15 protein-coding genes are annotated in these 19,326 nt (G+C 44.0%); 10 read left to right on the top strand and 5 right to left on the bottom strand.

The annotated features are described in order from the left end of the window. Positions 1-22 precede the first annotated feature (22 nt). Both RT034_RS06215 and RT034_RS06210 read left to right on the top strand, forming a co-directional pair. A complete protein-coding gene (locus RT034_RS06215) occupies positions 23-1,783 on the top strand; it encodes a proline--tRNA ligase (RefSeq protein ID WP_313015065.1) in 1,761 nt (586 codons plus the stop codon). 151 nt (positions 1,784-1,934) lie between these two features. Further along, positions 1,935-4,118, top strand: a complete 2,184-nt coding sequence (locus RT034_RS06210) for a carboxy terminal-processing peptidase (protein ID WP_313015060.1) — start codon at positions 1,935-1,937, stop codon at positions 4,116-4,118. Positions 4,119-4,447: 329 nt separating this feature from the next. Here RT034_RS06210 and RT034_RS06205 read toward each other — a convergent pair whose 3' ends face one another. The 3 genes from RT034_RS06205 to RT034_RS06195 all read right to left on the bottom strand — a co-directional run bounded on the left by RT034_RS06205 (position 4,448) and on the right by RT034_RS06195 (position 6,938). Then, on the bottom strand, positions 4,448-4,657 hold the full coding sequence (locus RT034_RS06205) for a CsbD family protein (protein ID WP_188874595.1): 210 nt from the start codon (positions 4,655-4,657) through the stop codon (positions 4,448-4,450). 295 nt (positions 4,658-4,952) lie between these two features. Next, entirely contained in the window at positions 4,953-5,441 is a 489-nt protein-coding gene (locus RT034_RS06200) for an FKBP-type peptidyl-prolyl cis-trans isomerase (protein ID WP_065262943.1), read from the bottom strand. Positions 5,442-5,789: 348 nt separating this feature from the next. Then, positions 5,790-6,938 carry an AI-2E family transporter gene (locus tag RT034_RS06195; protein ID WP_313015054.1) on the bottom strand — a complete coding sequence of 383 codons (1,149 nt, stop codon included), beginning with the start codon at positions 6,936-6,938 and terminating at the stop codon, positions 5,790-5,792. Positions 6,939-7,160: 222 nt separating this feature from the next. Here RT034_RS06195 and RT034_RS06190 point away from each other — a divergent pair, with 222 nt between their 5' ends. The 6 genes from RT034_RS06190 (at position 7,161) to RT034_RS06165 (ending at position 14,841) form a co-directional block, all read left to right on the top strand. Further along, positions 7,161-8,741, top strand: coding sequence for a peptide chain release factor 3 (locus RT034_RS06190; RefSeq protein ID WP_313015052.1), 1,581 nt, complete (start codon positions 7,161-7,163; stop codon positions 8,739-8,741). 240 nt (positions 8,742-8,981) lie between these two features. Further along, positions 8,982-9,245 (top strand): hypothetical protein, encoded by a 264-nt coding sequence (locus RT034_RS06185; RefSeq protein WP_313015050.1) that lies wholly within the window; start codon positions 8,982-8,984, stop codon positions 9,243-9,245. A gap of 480 nt (positions 9,246-9,725) precedes the next feature. Beyond that, a complete protein-coding gene (locus tag RT034_RS06180) occupies positions 9,726-10,640 on the top strand; it encodes a TatD family hydrolase (RefSeq protein ID WP_313015048.1) in 915 nt (304 codons plus the stop codon). A gap of 8 nt (positions 10,641-10,648) precedes the next feature. Next, positions 10,649-11,449: a tRNA threonylcarbamoyladenosine dehydratase gene (locus RT034_RS06175; RefSeq protein WP_472796516.1), complete on the top strand. Its 801-nt coding sequence runs from the start codon at positions 10,649-10,651 to the stop codon at positions 11,447-11,449. A gap of 45 nt (positions 11,450-11,494) precedes the next feature. After that, entirely contained in the window at positions 11,495-13,162 is a 1,668-nt protein-coding gene (locus RT034_RS06170) for a GAF domain-containing hybrid sensor histidine kinase/response regulator (RefSeq protein ID WP_313015046.1), read from the top strand. Positions 13,163-13,332: 170 nt separating this feature from the next. Further along, positions 13,333-14,841, top strand: coding sequence for a cation:proton antiporter (locus RT034_RS06165; RefSeq protein WP_313015045.1), 1,509 nt, complete (start codon positions 13,333-13,335; stop codon positions 14,839-14,841). Positions 14,842-14,903: 62 nt separating this feature from the next. Here the strand turns inward: RT034_RS06165 and RT034_RS06160 are convergent, their stop codons facing one another. Beyond that, positions 14,904-16,082 carry an iron-containing alcohol dehydrogenase gene (locus tag RT034_RS06160; RefSeq protein WP_313015043.1) on the bottom strand — a complete coding sequence of 393 codons (1,179 nt, stop codon included), beginning with the start codon at positions 16,080-16,082 and terminating at the stop codon, positions 14,904-14,906. A gap of 395 nt (positions 16,083-16,477) precedes the next feature. Here RT034_RS06160 and nemA point away from each other — a divergent pair, with 395 nt between their 5' ends. Together nemA and RT034_RS06150 are read left to right on the top strand one after the other, a co-directional pair. Beyond that, positions 16,478-17,602 carry an N-ethylmaleimide reductase gene (nemA, locus tag RT034_RS06155; RefSeq protein ID WP_313015040.1) on the top strand — a complete coding sequence of 375 codons (1,125 nt, stop codon included), beginning with the start codon at positions 16,478-16,480 and terminating at the stop codon, positions 17,600-17,602. A 209-nt stretch (positions 17,603-17,811) separates the two neighbouring features. After that, positions 17,812-18,183, top strand: a complete 372-nt coding sequence (locus RT034_RS06150; RefSeq protein ID WP_313015037.1) for a hypothetical protein — start codon at positions 17,812-17,814, stop codon at positions 18,181-18,183. A 19-nt stretch (positions 18,184-18,202) separates the two neighbouring features. On the opposite strand, the gene RT034_RS06145 is transcribed toward RT034_RS06150, so the two are convergent. Continuing rightward, positions 18,203-19,114: a LysO family transporter gene (locus tag RT034_RS06145; protein WP_313015034.1), complete on the bottom strand. Its 912-nt coding sequence runs from the start codon at positions 19,112-19,114 to the stop codon at positions 18,203-18,205. Positions 19,115-19,326 lie beyond the last annotated feature (212 nt).

Here is a 19,326-nt window from a genome sequence, read left to right as displayed (position 1 = left end):
AGCCGTACAAACAAGGTGTGCCATGCGAGCCAGTCAATTTACTTTTGCAACGTTAAAAGAAACCCCAAGTGATGCCGATATCATCTCCAGCCAATTAATGCTCCGTGCAGGGATGATTCGTAAATCTGCGTCGGGTCTCTACACGTGGCTACCGATGGGTCTAAAAACCTTACAAAAAGTCAAAAAAATCATCCGTGAAGAGATGGATGCCATCAACTGCCAAGAGCTGCTAATGCCTGTGGTGCAATCTGCCGAGCTTTGGCAAGAATCAGGTCGCTGGGAAGCCTATGGTCCTGAGCTGCTGCGGTTTAAAGACCGTCACCAACGTGACTTTGTGTTAGGCCCAACGCATGAAGAAGTGATAACCGATATCGCGCGTAACTTGCTAAAAAGCTATAAACAGCTCCCTGTGAGCTACTACCAAGTACAAACCAAATTTCGTGATGAAATTCGCCCACGCTTTGGGGTCATGCGTTCACGTGAATTTATCATGAAAGATGCCTATTCGTTTCATATCGACCAGCCCTCACTACAGCGCACCTATGATGATATGTACCGCGCTTATCATAATATCTTTACCCGTCTTGGGTTAGATTTTCGTGCGGTGCAAGCCGATACCGGCTCGATTGGTGGATTTGCCTCACATGAGTTTCAAGTCCTCGCGGGCAGCGGTGAAGATGATATCGTATTTTCAGACAGATCAGCTTATGCTGCCAATATCGAGCTTGCTGAAGCGGTGGCGGTCGGTGAACGTGCTGCCCCAACGCAGGACAAAGCCGATGTCAGTACGCCGAATATGCCAACCTGTGAGCAAGTGGCTGAGCATTTAGGTTTGCCATTGTCACAGACGGTCAAAACTTTAATCGTCGAAGGTGAAGCTACCGAAGAAGGTAAAGCCACCTTAGTCGCGTTAGTGTTACGGGGCGATCATACCCTAAATGAAATCAAAGCCGAAAAATTGGCGCAAGTCAAAGCCCCACTCACCATGGCGAGCGAAGAGGCGATGCAAGCGGCGGGCCTGCACAAAGGGTTTATCGGGGTATTTGATTTGAACATGCCAGTGATTGTAGATCGTGCTGCTGCGGTGTTATCAGATTTTGTTAGCGGTGCTAACAAGCCAGATTTCCATACTACGGGCGTCAACTGGGAGCGTGATGCGACCATCACCGAAATCGCCGATATCCGCAATGTGGTAGAAGGCGACCCGAGCCCAGATGGACAAGGCACTTTACAAATCCGCCGCGGTATCGAAGTTGGTCATATCTTCCAATTAGGTGACAAGTACGCCAAAGCGTTAAACTGTGCGGTGATGGGCGAGCAAGGCAAACCTGTCATTACCATGATGGGTTGTTATGGTATCGGCGTGACCCGTATCGTCGCCGCCGCAATTGAACAAAACCACGATGACAATGGTATCATTTGGAAAACCAGTAGCACAGGTGAGAGCCTTGCGCCATTCACTGTGGCGATTGTGCCGATGATTAAAGGCAAAATGAAAGATGCCGCGACAGACAAAGCAATGCAACTTGCCGAAGCGCTTTACACTGAGCTAAAAGCCCAAGGTGTTGATGTGCTACTTGATGACCGAGACGAGCGCGCGGGGGTAAAATTCGCCGATTTAGAGCTCATTGGCATTCCCCATCGTATCGTTATCTCAGAGAAAAATATCAGTGAAACAGGCGAGGTGAAATACGAATATGTCAATCGCCAAGACGGTGAAAAACAATTGCTCACTGCTGCGCAATTAAACCAACTGTTTAAAGACAATCAATTGATTGGCTAACACAACAACTTACCGCTACAAACGGTGAGGTTTGCTAGATGATTTGAGTCGAACATTTACACGTTTTGTATGGTGTGGAAAAACTGACAGTGCTAAGATGGGCTGTCAGTTTTTTCTGTTTATCGCTTCATTAAATAGAGTAAGGAAAGTCATGCAATACAAACAACTTACCGCCAGTGTATTTGCCCTGTTGATGGGTGGGGCGATACTGGGACAAAGTTACCAAACCGCCATTGCAGCATCGACGAGTGTCGGACAGATCAATAACGAGCAGCGGCAAGTGACTCGGCAAGTCGCAGCGTTGTTGGATCGTAGTCATTATCTAGATAAAAAAATGGATGCTGCAACGGGCAAGCAAATTTTAGGCGACTATTTTGATGCGCTTGACCCCAATCATAGCGTGTTTTTGCAGTCAGATATTGATGAATTTACCCAAAAATATGGCAATAGTTTTGCCGATTATCTCAAGCGCGGTGATTTAAAAGCGGGTTTTGAAATCTATCAGCGTTTCATTGAGCGCTCAAAAGCGTATTACAGCTTTGCCGATAGCTTGTTAAAATCCCCCGTGAACTTACAGAGCAATGAAACGGTCATTATGAACCGTGAAAAATTGCCACGCTTTAAAACCGTTGCCGAGCAACGCGATTTTTGGCGCAAACAGCTGACCTACCAGTTGATTGGCATGACCATCAATCAAGATGAAGACAAAAACAAAGACAAGTTTTTGCAAGAAAATGCCGATAAATACAACGCCAGTGATTTAGTCAAAAACGAAACGCGCTCACCAAGCCAAGTACTAGACCAGCGTTTAAAGCGCCAATATGCCCAGCTACAGCGTATCGATAGCGACCAAATCGTTGAAACCCTGTTAAATGCAGCGATGGCAGCCTATGACCCGCACAGTAATTATTTTGCCCCCGTGCAAGCCAATGAGATGCAAATCCAATCGACCCTTGAATTGGTCGGTATCGGCGTCTCGATTCAGCCCGATCGCAAGAATCCTGACTACACCCGTATCATCAGCCTAGTTGATGGCGGGCCTGCCGCTCGTTCGGGGCAAATCAAACCCAATGACTTAATCATCGGCGTATCGACTGAAGATAAAGGCATGGTCGATACCGTCGGTTATTCGACACGTGAAGTGGTGAACCTCATTCGCGGTAAAAAAGGTTCATCCGTTACCGTGCGCGTCAAAGCACCTAATACCCCAGACAGTAGCGCGCGTAATGTCACCCTCATACGTGATGTGATTCAGCAAGAAGAATCGGGCGTCACCCATCGGGTAATTAGTGTCAAAGATAAAAACGGACAAGCCAAAAAAATCGGTGTGCTAGAAATCCCAAGCTTTTATCTCAACTATAAAGCCCGTCGTGCGGGAGAAGACTATCGTAGTGTCAGCATTGATACGGAAAACGCGTTAAAAGCCTTGAACCAGCAAAATATCGATGGCTTAGTGGTGGACCTGCGTGATGATCCAGGTGGCTCACTCGATGAAGTCGCCAAAATGATTGGCTTGTTTGTCAAGTCAGGTCCGCTGGTACAGATTCGTGATAATCGCGGCAATATCCAAGTGTATGAAGACGAAGACAAAGGTAAGCAGCTGTATACAGGCCCGATGACTGTACTCATTAACCAAGGCTCAGCGTCAGCCAGCGAGATTTTTGCGGCAGCGATTCAAGATTATGGTCGCGGTCTGATTGTCGGTAGCACAACCACAGGTAAAGGCTCAGCGCAAATTCAGCTTGATAACCTTGCATTAGGGTCAGCAACCTTAACCCAGCGTAAGTTCTACCGTATCACTGGCGGCAGTACCCAAAATAAAGGCGTGGTGCCCGATGTGCGCTTAGTTAATATCTATGAAGGTATGGAGTTTGGTGAACGTAGCATGAAAAACCCACTGGCATGGGATACCATTCGTGCCGCGCCGTACCAACCTGCGGGCAACTATTCTCGTGAGACCTTGCAATCGCTCAATGCCTTGTCACAGCAGCGTCAAGCAGCCAATGCCCAGTTTGCTTATTTAAGCCAACTTAACAGAATCCGTAATGAGGAAGATGATAAGAAACCTGTCAAATTAGACATTAATGACCGCCGTACTTTCCGCAAAAACATTGAGGCGAAAACCTTGGCAGCAGAAAATGCAAGACGTCAAGCCAATGGGGAAAGCCCTTATAGCACGTGGACAGCGTACCAAGCTGCGCAAGATGCAGAGTTAGAAGCCCGTAGCCATATGAAACAAGCCGAACGTCCAAAGCTGCCCGAAAGTGAAGCTTTTGTCATTGAAGCGGCTAATGTGATGCTTGATGCACAGACAGCTAACACCCAGCGCCCTTAATGCCAAAAATGCGTGTAAGCAAAAGCTTACATGCATTGACGTTTGTACCACTGTTACCGAATGGTAAATTTTGTAATAATACCTTCAACGGCACAGGGATGGTTCTCAAGGATTGAGATAGGGACAGAATTGCCAATAAAGGAATGGTTTATCGTAGTATTAAGGAATGATGCTTGATAAACAGGTGGAGTGAGACTTAGGATGAGTCAAGAAATTCACTACCAGTTAGTAAGGATCTTAAGGATGAGGTCAGTAATGCTAGGATAGCAGGTAAAAAAGCCATATCAGAGGATATGGCTTTTTTACTTTGGAGGATGAGTTAATCTATTCTAGAAACGATAGTTGTTACGGGTTGACCAGTCGTCGATTTCTTTTTCTACTACATCTTCGGCGCGGCCATAACGCTCTTGAATTTTACCTGATAGCTTTTGGCGATTACCTTCCAATTGGGTGATTTCATCATCAGTTAAGTCACCCCAAGTTTCTTTTACAGCGCCTTTAACTTGTTCCCATTGACCTTTAATTGTATTCTCGTTCATGAGTAGTATCCTTTTTTGTAATTAGTTTAATGTTATATAACTAAAAATATATACCCAATCATGCGTCTTTATTATTGCTTGGGTTGTTCGTTGGGTATACAGCTAGTATGCCAAAATCTAGCGCACAGTATGTGGTAGAAACTATAGTAAAGCATCAAAAAACGTAACTAAATCAATGATTTTGTAAATAACCTCAAGCGTTTCTTACACCCCGTAAAATTATTTCATAGGGTAAAATTTTGCACAAAAAAAGAAGGCTATAATCATAGCCTTCGATTTAATTTTCGCTAATGACTTAGTGGTGATGACCGCCTGCACCGTGTACATGGCCATGTTGCAACTCTTCATCTGATGCGTCACGAATGCTTGCTACTTCCACATCAAAATGAAGTTTTTTGCCCGCTAAAGGATGGTTAGCATCAACAATCACTTTGTCATCTTGTACATCTTTCACAGTGACTAACATCACATGACCGTCTTCAGTTTGCGATTGGAACTGCATACCTGGTTGGATATCTTCGACACCTTGGAAGTTTTCGCGTGGGACTTCTTGTACTGCCGCATCATCAAATTCGCCATAAGCGTCTGCAGGTTCAATGCTTGCAGTGAATTTATCACCCACTGATTTACCCGCTAATTGTGACTCAAGACCTGGAATAATGTTTTGGTAGCCATGTAAATACGCTAAAGGTTGACCTTCTGGTGATTGGTCAATGACGTTACCTTCGTCGTCTTTTAAGGTGTAATGAAAATGTACAACGTTGTTATTATTGATAGTAGACATCGCTAAAATTCCTTATGAATCAATGAATGGATTGGCAAATCGCTTTTTTGGAACAATCGATTAAAAATTGCTAGAAATTAAAATTGCTAGGATTTTTCACTACAATATCCGTGAAAATCTTTCAATTTTTGGTTAAACCTCAAAATACGCCAAAAAATATTAATGTAAATTGTAACATCAATCATTAAAATTTTGGCAGTTGATAGACTTTAAAACACATTTTTAATCATTCAACCATATAACACTGTAACAATAAAGCCGTGTTCTGTTATTAATGGCGATAAGATTTAAAAATTCAATTTATTGGGTAAATTATTTGTTAATGAGTTCTGTGGCGAGTAGAGGATTTTATATAACCCAGCCTCTATCTGCCAAAATGCGTTTGATTTGGGCATAAATCACTGGCGCACTGATCAGTCCCGCCAACCCAAAAGTGGCTTCAAGGACCAAAATAAATAACAACAACTCCCAAGCAGAGGCTCGGATTTTGTGACCAATGATTTGCGCATTTAAAAAGTATTCAAGTTTATGAATGCTCACCAACCACACCAGCGATAAAATGCTGATGCCAAGCCCGTGAGTCAGGCTAAGCAAGACGATAACAATGTTTGAGACCAAATTACCAACGACAGGGAATAGCCCTGCGCAAAAGGTGATAAGCACAACGGTCCAAGCCATCGGTAGCGGATGACCGAGTAGCGGTAATATGCCTAGCAAAAACACCGAAGTTAAGATGGTATTGATACTAGAGATTTTGACTTGCGCAAAAAATACATCATTAAACCCCATGATAAGTTCATCAAATTTTTGGCGCAAATGCTGGGTAAATGGGGTTTTATGCGCTGCGCTATTCACAGGTACCTGCAGGGCCACAATACAACCAATCACGACACCGGCTAGCACATAACCAAGCCCGCGTAACGTATGGATACCCACTAACTGTAGTTGCGGCGCATGACTTTTGATAGTGCTCATGAGCATAGCTTGAAATGAACTAACTGAAATGGGTAGATGCTGAGAGATACTTGCGGGTAGTAGGGTATGAAGCTGGTCAAATATGTCCAATATCTGTCGAATAAGCTTGTTGAAGACCTCAACACTGGTTTTATCAGCAATCCAATCGCCAAATACATACACAGTAAGTGAAATCATGGTCGCCAAAACAGCAATAGCAAACCATTCTGCAACTTTACCCATACGCTGCTGACGCGAGGCGCTATGCATATAGGCAATGACATGCCGATGAATCCAGCCGGCAATACCGCGAATCAGCGCATAAGTAATTAAGGTAGCAAAAAGCACTAAAGTAAGGTGGAGCAATAGCACAGGCAGCCAGACAACAATCACACTGCTAATCGCTAACAAAAAACTTTTCATATCTGACCACTGTAGTCGATCGTTGGTCAAAAAAGAATCGCCTCCATGAGGAATGGTCGAAACGTTTTTTTTATTTTCAAGTGCTGGTTCAGGATTGTTGCCAAGTGGTTCAGCGGTCATAAATAACATCTTAACAAGATAAAAAAAAGATAAGCTAAAATTAACACAATTTTAGTGATTAAAGTATTAGATTTATGCCAAAATTTTGTCAAAATCACGGGCACTATGCACAATAATAACCCGTGAAAATCGCAATCAAACGTAAAATCGGCTACAATACGCCATCTTTTTTATTCTTTCTTTTATCGGTTATCAAGCCTCGCTACTTTTAAGTCAAACACTATGTCACTACATTCTGAAATCGCCAAACGCCGCACTTTTGCTATTATCTCGCACCCCGATGCGGGTAAAACTACCATGACCGAAAAATTACTGCTGTGGGGGCAAGCGATTCAGCGCGCAGGTGAAGTCAAATCACGCAAAACCGACAAACACGCGACATCTGACTGGATGAGCATGGAGCAAGAGCGTGGTATCTCGATTACCACCTCGGTGATGCAGTTTCCCTATGCTGACAACATGGTCAATCTGCTAGACACCCCAGGTCACGCTGACTTTTCAGAAGATACCTATCGTACCTTAACCGCGGTGGATAGCGCACTGATGGTGATTGATGGGGCAAAAGGGGTTGAAGAGCGAACCATCAAGCTGATGGAAGTATGTCGGATGCGTGACACGCCGATTATCTCGTTTGTCAACAAGCTTGACCGCGAAATCCGTGACCCGTTATCACTGCTTGATGAAATTGAAAACGTCCTCAAAATCCAATGTGTGCCGATGACGTGGCCGATTGGTACGGGTCAGCATTTTGTTGGGGTGTATAACATCAGCGAAGATAAAACCTATTTTTACCAAAAAGGTCATGGTACTGAGATTGTCGAGATTGAGAGCCGTGACGGCTATGATTATCCAGATGTCCGCGAGAAAATCGGTGAAATTGCCTTCCGTGAATTTGAAGAAAGCCTAGAGCTTGCAAAAATGGCACATGAAGATTGGGATGTCGATGAATTTTTGACCGGTAAACAAACGCCTGTGCTATTTGGTACGGCGTTGGGTAACTTTGGGATTAATATGGTGCTTGATGTACTGACCCAATACGCCCCAGCGCCTAAAGACCATGACACAGTCGAACGCACCGTCAAAGCCGATGAAGAAAAATTCTCGGGCTTTGTCTTTAAAATCCAAGCCAACATGGACCCAAAACACCGTGACCGTATTGCCTTTATGCGGGTGTGTTCAGGCAAGTACGAAAAAGGCATGAAAATGAAACATGTGCGCTTGGGTAAAGAAGTACGCATTTCAGATGCCTTGACGTTTTTGGCAGGTGACCGCGAAGCGCTGGAAGAAGCGTATTCGGGCGATATTATCGGCTTACATAATCACGGCACCATCCAAATTGGCGATAGCTTTACCGAAGGTGAAACTTTAAATTTCACAGGCATTCCTCACTTTGCACCAGAATTGTTTCGCCGTGTGGTACTCAAAGACCCACTTAAGTCAAAACAACTGCAAAAAGGTTTACAGCAGCTATCAGAAGAAGGCGCCACCCAAGTATTTATGCCGCAAATCAACAATGATTTGATTTTGGGCGCTGTAGGGGTGCTACAGTTTGAAGTGGTGGCGCATCGCCTGCTTGAAGAATATAAAGTGCAATGTACCTTTGAGCCTGTGTCGATTGCGACGGTGCGCTGGGTGCATTGTGATGACAAAGTGGCGTTTGAGAAGTTTAAGAAAAAAGCCCACGACCAGTTATCTGTCGATGGCGGTGGGTATTTGACCTATCTTGCCCCAAGCCGGGTCAATCTTAAATTGATGGAAGAACGTTATCCAGAAATTACCTTTAGCGCTACCCGTGAGCATTGATCCATTGATACAGTCATCAAGATAACTAAAAAAAGCTGACAAACCCTGTCAGCTTTTTTTAACCTTAAAAGGATTTTACCCAATTTACCAAACGATAACCCAATGAGGGCAAACAATAAATATTGGTAACCTAATTACTTTAGTAAAACGCTTAAATTTTGGCTACAATAAACCCATTAGCGATAACTACTAATTTAAATAATTTAAAATTTTAACAACTACAACAAAAGTGAGGATACTATGCAATTCCCAAATGGTGTAAACAAATCAAACCTTATTAAACTTGGCGTACTTGGCGCCGCTTACTATATGTTAAAAGGTCGTAACAAAACCCAGCCAACCATTGAAAACAAGGCCGGAAACCAAGCAAATAATCCGGCATCGGTTGATAATGAGCCTGCTGACAATGCTGCGGCAAATTCAAATGCCACGAAACCTGCCAAAACTACCGCATTTACCATGGGTAAAGAGTTGGCTGCTAAAGTTTTGGGTAAAAAATTCTAATAGTTATCGAAAACTTATCAAATTACGTTATTATATAACAGCTATATCCATAACCGCATTTGAAAACAGCCCATTAGTCCACCATTAAACGGGTATCGACTGATGGGTTTTTTTATGGCAATACTGTTAAAAGCTAAGGTTTAAAAACCAAGGTAAGGCGAGGTATGAGAATATCGAGGGTAATTAAACTAGGGGTTGCTGCCATAGCTTTATTGTTGATACCTAGACGCAGTAGTCGACAGGCTGATAAAGTAGCCGATTGCCGTAAAAGTCTATCCGCTACAAATAAATTTGAGCAGCCTATCAATAAAAATACTGAGCAGGATAACCATAACTAAAACAATGGCTAAAAATTTTATGTAAAGCTATGGGCAGATAACAAATAAAGGATAAATAGATGACGTGCGTGGGGTGCCCCGCAATTGACCGTGCCATACAGTGAGCTAAACGGCATTGTCAAACCACAGTATTTGAAATGATATGACTATGATAAATGACACGGCTTGCTCGTTTGATTTGCCATTAATTGATACGCATACCCATTTTGATGTAGATAGCTTCGATCATGACCGCGAAATCCAATCCCAATTGGCATGGGATAACGGGGTTCGTCATTTAGTTTTGATAGGGTTTCTAGCAAAGTATTTTGCACAAATGGTGGCGTGCCAACAGCAAATGCAAGGCTATGGGCAACAAGGCAAAGTCACACCTTTGGCGCATTTAGCCGTTGGGTTGCATCCTTTTTATATTACTGACCATAAAGACAGCGATTTGCAGCGGCTAGAGCAGTTTATTCAGCAATATTCACCCATTGCGATTGGTGAAATCGGGCTTGATACTTTTACTGCGCCGATGAAAACTGCAGAGAACTATACTCGCCAGCAAGATTTTTTTGGTCAGCAACTTGAATTGGCAAAACACTACCAACTGCCTGCGCTGCTACATATTCGCCGCGCGCATGGCGATGTGATTAAGATGTTAAAAGCACAAAAATTCACCCAGGGGGGTATTGCCCATAGTTTTAGTGGCGGCATCCAAGAAGCCAAAGCGCTGGTCAATCTGGGCTTTAAAATCGGCATCACCGGGCAAGTGACCAATCCGAATGCCAAAAAACTGCGCCACACTCTTACAGAGCTTGTCAAAACTGTCGGGCTTGATGCTATTGTGATTGAGACGGACTGCCCAGACTTTACGCCGCTGCCCTGTCATGGGACGCACGGTAGGCGCAATGTACCTGCCAATCTGCCGTACGTGTTGACAGCGTTATCAGACTTATTAAAAAAAGATCAATCCCGGCTCGCCGAACAGTTGTGGCAAAATAGCTGCGCTGCACTACAAGTCACTTGGGATTATCCTATCCCAAACAAATTGAACATAAACCTTGACCAAGATTAAGATAAACCATGACAATGACAGCCGAGATGACGCCTGATATGACACTAACTGATGCGCAATACGAACGCCGTTTTGCGGGCACCCAAAAACTGTATGGCGCCGCGCAATTTAGTAAGTTTGAGAATCTGCATGCGTATGTGGTGGGCGTGGGCGGGGTGGGCTCGTGGGCCGCTGAGGGACTGGCTCGTACAGGTGTGGGCGAGATGACATTAATTGACATGGATGTGCTAGTAGCCTCCAATGTCAATCGACAATTACCCGCTACTGATAGCAATTTTGGTAAAAGCAAAATTGAAGCCATGGCAGCACGTATCAAAGAAATCAATCCCCATATCAAATTACATTTGATTGACGATTTTTTGAGCAAAGATAACGTACAATTGTTAATACCTGATCGTGCTTTGCAATCACAGATTAAACAGTCAGGTAAACAGCTTGTGGTGTTAGACTGTGTCGATGATATGAATGCCAAGCTTGCGCTTGCCCTGCATTGCCGATTTAATAAATTAAAGTTAATTATGGCGGGCGGGGCAGGTGGCAAGACGGATCCGACCCAAATTCAGGTGGCAGATCTTAAGGATACTTACCAAGATCCGCTACTGGCTAAAGTCAGACAGCGACTTCGTCAAGATTATGGCATCAATCGTGCGATGAAAGAAAAATTCGGTATTCGTTGTGTTTTTTCATCACAGCCGCCGATTGTTGATAAGTCTTGTCAAGCAGGTGGTTTGCATTGTGGCGGCTATGGATCGGCCGTTGCAGTGACCTCAGTGGTGGGGATGATGTTGGTTGCTGAAGCGTTAAAATAACCTCAGCGTTTAATTTTTATCACGTAGTAGGACGGTGTTAATGAGATGATATCATATCCTATAGCAAACAATGAAAAACAGCGTCTAGCGGTATTGGATGAGTACCGTATCATCCAAACAAACAAAGAATGCGAATTTGAGCGTATTAGCGCATTGGCTAAGGCATTTTTTGGTACTAAGATTGTCGCTATTACTTTTTTGGATGCTGATATACAATTTTTTAAATCAAGAATTGGTCTAAAAGAACCTTCAACCAGCCGTGATGTTGCTTTTTGCAATTACACCATTACACAAAATGACACCTTTGTCACGCTCGATACTCACCAAGATACGCGATTTAAAAACAATCCTTTGGTCACCGGTTACCCTTATATTCGGTTTTATGCTGGCGCACCCATCGTGGTTCACGACAGTCAAGGTAGGGAATTTGCTTTGGGCGCGCTGTGTGTAATTGACGACCAGCCGCATCAAGATTTCGATGCCAATCAACAACGCGTGTTAGCAGATTTGGCGGCGATGGTCAGTGATACCTTAAAATTACGTCAGCAGCGTTACCAAGCTGAGCGCGCTGATGAGGTAAAGACCGCATTTTTGGCCAATATGAGCCATGAAATTCGCACGCCGATGAATGGTATCATGGGCATACTTGAATTACTTGAGCAGACACCGCTTGATACGCAGCAGCAACACTATATCAAATCGATTAAATCGTCCAATGAGCATCTGCTTACCATCGTCAACGATATTTTAGATTTATCCAAAGTAGAATCAGGTAAGATACGTTTTGAGAGTATCCCCGTTGATTTAGCACAGCTATGCCAAGACGTGTATCAATGCTTTTTAGCCACTGCAAAAGACAATAGCGTGGAGTTAGTCTTCGATTACTCTGACAACTTGCCCAAATATGTCAACGCCGATCCTGTGCGGGTGCGACAGATTTTAATGAATCTAGTCAATAACGCCATCAAATTTACCCCAAAACAAGGTAAAGTGACCATTCAAGCCATGAATGGCGGTGATAAGCACCAAATTAAATTCAATGTGATTGATACGGGAGTTGGTATTAAGCCTGAATCATTGGCAGTGATTTTTGATGCGTATAATCAAGCTGATAAGTTTACCCATCGGTTATATGGTGGTACAGGGCTAGGGCTATCTGTGTGCAAAGCGTTGGCAGAAGGGATGGGCGGCACGATTAAGGTAACCAGTGAAAAAAATAAAGGCGCAACCTTTACCCTATCTCTACCAATGATAGCAACTGATGAAATCAGCTATCAGCAGTGGCACCAAAGTCATGATGAAACCACAATACAACCGCGAGAACATCTACCTGCCCATGTTCTGCTAGCAGAAGACAATGAGCTAAATGCCATGGTCGCGGTCAAAAGCCTAAAAAAATATGGCTATGAAGTCACCCGAGCCAAAGATGGGTTAGAGGCCGTCAATTTTTATAAGGCTGACCCTAGCAAATATCACATCATTTTGATGGATCATCAAATGCCCATCATGGATGGGGTGGAAGCCACCAAAATACTCAAACAGTCGTTCAATCAGTTGCCGCCCATCATTGCAGTGACGGCACACGCCATGCATGGGGATAAAGAAGTATATCTTAATGCGGGCATGCAAGATTACTGTACCAAGCCCTATAAGCCTGAAGCGCTTGATGTGATGATTCAGCGCTGGCTGCATCATGTCGCCAACAAAATTTAAGAGATATTAATCACAAAATTTGCTTGCATTTGCGTAAACAATTGCTTACGGTAAAACCCTACCACAGTGTGTGGTAGGGTTTTATTTTTGTTGAAGTATTTTTGCTTTGTCACGGCTAAAAATGGCTTTGGTGACAGTGTTTTATAGAATTAAGAGCTAAAAAAACGCCTATGGGAAATTTTATTTTTTTACAAATTTTGGCAGCCGTCTGTGCCTTGTCCATCATTACCACGCTATTTAACAAGCGGATTTTGGACTTCCCACAAGCCATTGGGGTGCCCATTGTGTCGGCGGTACTGGTTTTCATTTTGCAGTGGAGTGCAAGCCTGCTCAATGGCAACGAGTTTATTACCATCAATATCACCAGTATCCAAAATGCGGTGCGTGATATCGATTTTTACGATTTTTTAATCAATGGGGTGATTTGTTTTATTTTGACGGCATCGGCGCTGACGTTTAAGGTGTCCGATCTCAAAAACTATTGGAAACCGATTGGGATTTTGGCAAGTATCGCATTGGCACTGTGTGCGCTGTTTTTTGCAAGCCTTATGTTTGGCTTTCAGTGGCTTATAGGGGCAAGTATTCCGTTCGCGGTATTGTTGTTACTGGGTGCGGCACTGGGCGCAACTGACCCGATTGGCATCAAAGGCGTGCTTAGTTCTATCAAAGCGCCGCGCCATTTGATGATTAAGTTAGAAGGTGAGTCGCTGTTCAATGATGCAGTGTGTATTGCGCTATTTATGACTATTTTGCATGGTCTGCAAGGTGATGGTTTTAGCATCGTTAAGACAGTAGAAGTGTTGTTGTATGAAATCGTGGTCGCAGGGATTATTGGTTGGTTTTTTGGGCAGATGACGCTGCGTATTTTAAGCGGTAAACACGAGATGGAATCACTGATTTTGACCACAGCATTTTTGGCGTGTGGGTCGTATTTAGTGGCATTGTATGCGCATGCTTCCGCGCCCATTGCTTGTGTGGTCGGTGGCTTGATTGTCGGTAACCGTTGGCACCAGATTTTAGACGAAGGTGAAATCACCTATGTGAATCACTTTTGGCACGCCATTGAGGGGATTATCAATTCATTTTTATTCACCCTTATCGGTCTGGAGCTATTTATTTTAGAGCTGAATACCTCGTTGATTTTGGGCGGTGTGGTGGCATTTATTTGTCTGCATTTATCCCGCTTTTTGGCAAATTTTGCGTCATTTAGCCTGCTATCTGATGTCCGAAAGACCAGTTATAACGGCAGTTTGACGATTTTATCGTGGGGCGGGGTACGCGGGGCGATTTCTTTGGCGTTGATTTTATCGGTTTCTAATGTGCCTGAATTGCAGCCCTATAGCAGCTTTTTGGTGGGTTATACCTTTATCGTGGTATTGATGTCGGGCGTGGTATGTGGTCTTGGGCTACCTGCGGTGATGAATGCGTTTTATCATAACCCCAACGAACCCAAAACTGGTTTTGCAGGGTGGTATCAAAGGCTAGTTAAACGCTTTAATCGCAAAGGCTACCAGTATGTGCTCAGCGAGGATGAGCAGGGCAATGAAGTCATTACCCGTTATCAGCCGCCACCTGTGGTGATTCAAGAGACGCCTAGTAGTGTCGGTATGGCGTTGCCACTGCCAAAAGTAATTGATAAAGATGGGCATGATGAATTGGCCCATCCCAATGGTTTTTAACTGTTGCTACCACAAAAAAAGACCTAGCAAATGGCTAGGTCTTTTTTTATACCACTAGATGATTAGAGGGCTGCGCGCAAAATCCGCTCAGACACTGCCAAATCATTGCTACGATGTTCACCAAGTTTGACCATATTATGTGCTTCTAATTGGCTTAAAATTGGCGCAATTGCAGACGCATCAAGGTCGGCATCTGACAATCTCACCGGTAAGCCAAGCTCACGGAAAAAGTTTTCGGTGTTGACAATCGCTTGTTCGATTTTATCCTCATCGCTACCTTCAGTGATATGCCAAACGTTTTTGGCATACTGTAGCAGCTTGTCTTTTTTGCTATCTTTGAGCTCACGCATCACCCCAGGCAACACAATGGTCAAGGTGCGGGCGTGGTCAATGCCGTGTAGGGACGTGAGTTCATGGCCAATCATATGAGTGGTCCAGTCTTGTGGCACGCCAGTGCCGATGAGACCATTGAGTGCCATTGTCGCTGTCCACATGATGTTTTTACGCGTTTCCATGTCGTTAGGGTTGGCTTTGACGGCACGGCCTTCTTCAATCAAGATTTTGAGCAGGCTTTCAGAGAAACTATCTTGGACTTTGGCGTTGACTGGGTAAGTCAGATACTGCTCCATCACATGCACAAACGCATCGCCCACACCATTCATCACTTGACGCTCAGGTAGTGTTAAGGTTTTGGCAGGGTCAAGAATCGAAAACTGCGGGAATACTAGCGGATTACCAAAAGGCAATTTGGCATGACGCTCACTATGATTGATAACGCCGCCTGAATTCATCTCTGAACCTGTTGCAGGAATAGTCAATACAGTACCGAGCGGTAGCGCATTTTGAATATCACGGGTATATCCTTTTAATGCTTCCCACGCTTTTTCATGGTCTTTGTCGTCATCTAAGGTGGCAGTCAATGCAACAAATTTGGTGCCATCAAGTACTGAGCCACCACCGACAGCGAGCAAAAAGTCAATGTTGTTGGCATGTACCAAATCGACGGCTTTCATCAAGGTATTAAATTCTGGATTTGGCTCAATGCCGCCAAATTCAAAGATTTCACGCTGTTTACCTTGTAGCGCGGTTTTCACCTCATCGAGTGTGCCGGTTTTTTTGGCAGAGCTACCGCCATAGGTGATAAGTACGCGGGCATTATCAGGGACAAGATTGGCGAGTTCTTTGATTTGACCTTCGCCAAATACGATACGCACGGGGTTGTAATATTGGAAATTATTCATGCCGATCCTTAAGAATTTGTTATTGTTAATACATTGCCACTTGTAAAAATGCACCATGGCACTTATTAAGTAAACGTTACGCTCAAACACAGAGCTATCATAGAATAAAATAGTGAAAGCAATTGCAATAATTTGTCTAAAACTCGCAACAGCTTTTTAAAAACAAATGCTTTTTAAAAACAGATGCTTGCTAAAACGTAGTCTTTGCTCAAGCTTCTAACAGCAGATTAACCTGTGAAAATTACGCTGTGACGAAGTTTGATAGCAACGTATATAAGTCTAAAATCCTTATAAACAAGGATGCTGCAACAATTTTTTTATCAAGTTGGTTATGACTTGAAACTAGCAGCGTCCAATAACTTAACGAAAGATGAATCAACAATCCCGAGGAATGTATGTCTTACTCCGCTCTTTTATCACCGATTAACGTGGGCGCGATGCGCTTGCCAAACCGCGTCTTTATGGCGCCATTGACCCGTCTGCGTAGTGCTGATTTGCCAGATGGAACAAAAAATATTGGTGGCTTGCCAACGCCACTCATGGCAACCTATTATACCCAGCGCGCTAGCAGTGGTTTGATTATCACAGAAGCCACGGATATCGCAGCCGATGCCAAAGGCTACGCAGGTGCGCCCGGTGTTTTTAGTGACGCACAAATTGCAGGCTGGAAAATGATTGCTGATAGCGTACACCAAGCAGGCGGTCATATCGCTATGCAGCTATGGCACACAGGGGTGGTATCGCATTATAGCTTGCGCCCACAAGGTCAGCCGCCTGTATCAGCATCAACCGTGGATTTGGGTGATGCGGTACGTACCTCGTTAAGAGATGACGAAGGCAAAGTATACCGTGTGACTGCCACGCCAGCGCGTGAGATGACCACCGCAGAAATCAAACAAACCGTCGATGATTTTGCCAATGCCGCGCGTAATGCGATTGAAGCGGGCATGGATGTTATTGAAATCCACGGTGCACACGGCTATTTGATTCATCAATTCTTGTATGAGAGCGTCAACCAACGCAGCGATGAATACGGTGGTAGCTTAGAGAACCGTATGCGCTTTTTGAAAGAAATTTTAACCGCAGTCACTAACGCCATTGGCAGTGACAAAGTGGGTATCCGTATTTCTCCACTGGGTCAATTCAATGGTGTGGATGCCGGTAGCGAAGACGATGCATTAGCAATTATCAAACTGATTGATAGCTTTAACCTAGCCTATTTACATATCTCTGAGCCAGACTGGGCAGGTGGAAAACCCTTTACCGCAGAATTCCGTCGCCAAATTCGTGATGCTTATCACGGCGTGCTTATCGGTGCTGGTGGCTATACCGCAGAAAAAGCAGACGCGCTGATTCGTGATGGCTTAATTGATGCCGTCGCGTTTGGTCGCAGTTATATCGCAAATCCAGATTTGGTTGAGCGTTTTGACCAAAATGCGCCGCTTAATAAAGCGAACTCAGCCACTTTTTATGGTGGCGATCAAGAAGGCTATACCGATTATCCTGCGTTAGCCCAATAATTGTACTAGCAAAAATAATCGTATTAGCGAATATGAAAACCCCGATTGTGTGACGACATGAGCGGGGTTTTTTATTGTATTGATAAAATAAACAAATGTTTTTTACTAAACTTATCATGAAAGTGAATAGAAAATCTGCTAATAATAATCAAGCGGCAATAGGAAATTGTCATATTAAACAATAGTCAAACAAAGACAAGGAGAACGAAATGAAAAGACGTTTTACAGCCCCCTTATTTGGTGCAGCTATAGCCATGCTATCGGTAGCGGCAACCATCCAAACTGCCACTGCCGCGGCAGCTACCAAAATTATTTTTCCAAAGGGTAGTTACTGCGCCAGTTATTCAGGCGATTTTAGCAAAACTAAAACTTATAGCCTGTATCTGCTAAAAAATCAAGATTTTGAAGTGAAAGCCGCCAATATGGAAGACGGTATCCAGATTAGAGATGCACGGGGTGTGCTGCGAGGTCAATGGATTGACGACAATACCTATCGAATTCACACGCGCACGAAAGGTCTGCATTATGTGACAGTACGCAGTCCGTATGGCGACCAACAAGTTGAGTTTTGCGCGTATTAATTTAATAAGGATTGTGTGATTAGCCAAAACTTGAAAATACCACCATTAACACCGGTGAGATGATATTGACCAAAAATCCAAAGCTCATGGCAAGCGGTACCACTTCATTTCCCCCTGAGCTTTGGATGACCGGCAAAGTAAAATCCATGGTGGTCACCCCACCCAAACCCACCGCTGTGGTTGGGTATTTGCGAATCAGCATAGGGATAAACAGTAGCGCTGTGAACTCACGTAACAAATCATTGAGCAATGCCACACTTCCCCAAACGGCGCCATACGCATCAGTCATGATAATCCCCGACAACGAATACCAGCCATAGCCAGAAGATAGCGCTAAGCCTTGGGTAAAGGTCACATTAGGCATTATCAGTGCGTACACTAAACCACCGACTGCCACACTGAGACAAAAAATCACACAGGCTTGTACGCCGCGTTTGTTGACCAATACCTGCCGCAACGTCATTCCCGAATGCGACAACTGAAAACCCACCAATAAAATCAGCAAAATCAACAAACCCTTGATGATGCCATCAATCGGCAAATCCGTTATTGGCAATAATTTGCCCAGTATAAAACCCAACACCACACAGCACAACTGAACCAGGCTTCCTGTGATGCTAAAACCTGCTTGGCTATGCTCATGGGGAAGGGCACGTTGCCAAGGATGCAGCCTGTCAAATATCAGCAAACTGATAAAACCTGCGCCTAGGGTACAAATCGCCAATACCGCCACATTGGTACCAATAAACCCAATCTGCGCGCCTAAGTCAGCAATCTGCGACAACGAAAGACCAATAAAGGTTAAAATCACAAACACCAAGTTGGTCAGTAGTTTGTCTACCAGCGGCATAAATCGTTGCGGTAATGGCAGTAAAAACCCGACCACCAAGGGGGTAAGAATCAGAATAAGGGTGATAAAGTTTTCTAACATACCGCGACGCTTCCAGACAGGGTTTAAACACAGGCTAATCGCAATATTTTGCAGTTAGCGCTTGGTTTAAAAAATTAAAAGTGGCTATTGTACCCATAAATGCATCAAGTTGGCGAATATTTGCCATAATGCGTGATTTAAGCATGCAATCAATTGCTTGGTAACACATTTGTAGTATGATTGACCAAATAGTTGTGTAAGATAGTCACATC

This window comes from Moraxella sp. CTOTU48841, from assembly GCF_032061225.1.
GTDB classification, from domain to species: Bacteria; Pseudomonadota; Gammaproteobacteria; order Pseudomonadales; family Moraxellaceae; genus Faucicola; species Faucicola cinerea.
The sequence above is the reverse complement of the archived record's forward strand: the minus strand, read 5'-3'. Positions and strand labels throughout refer to the sequence as shown.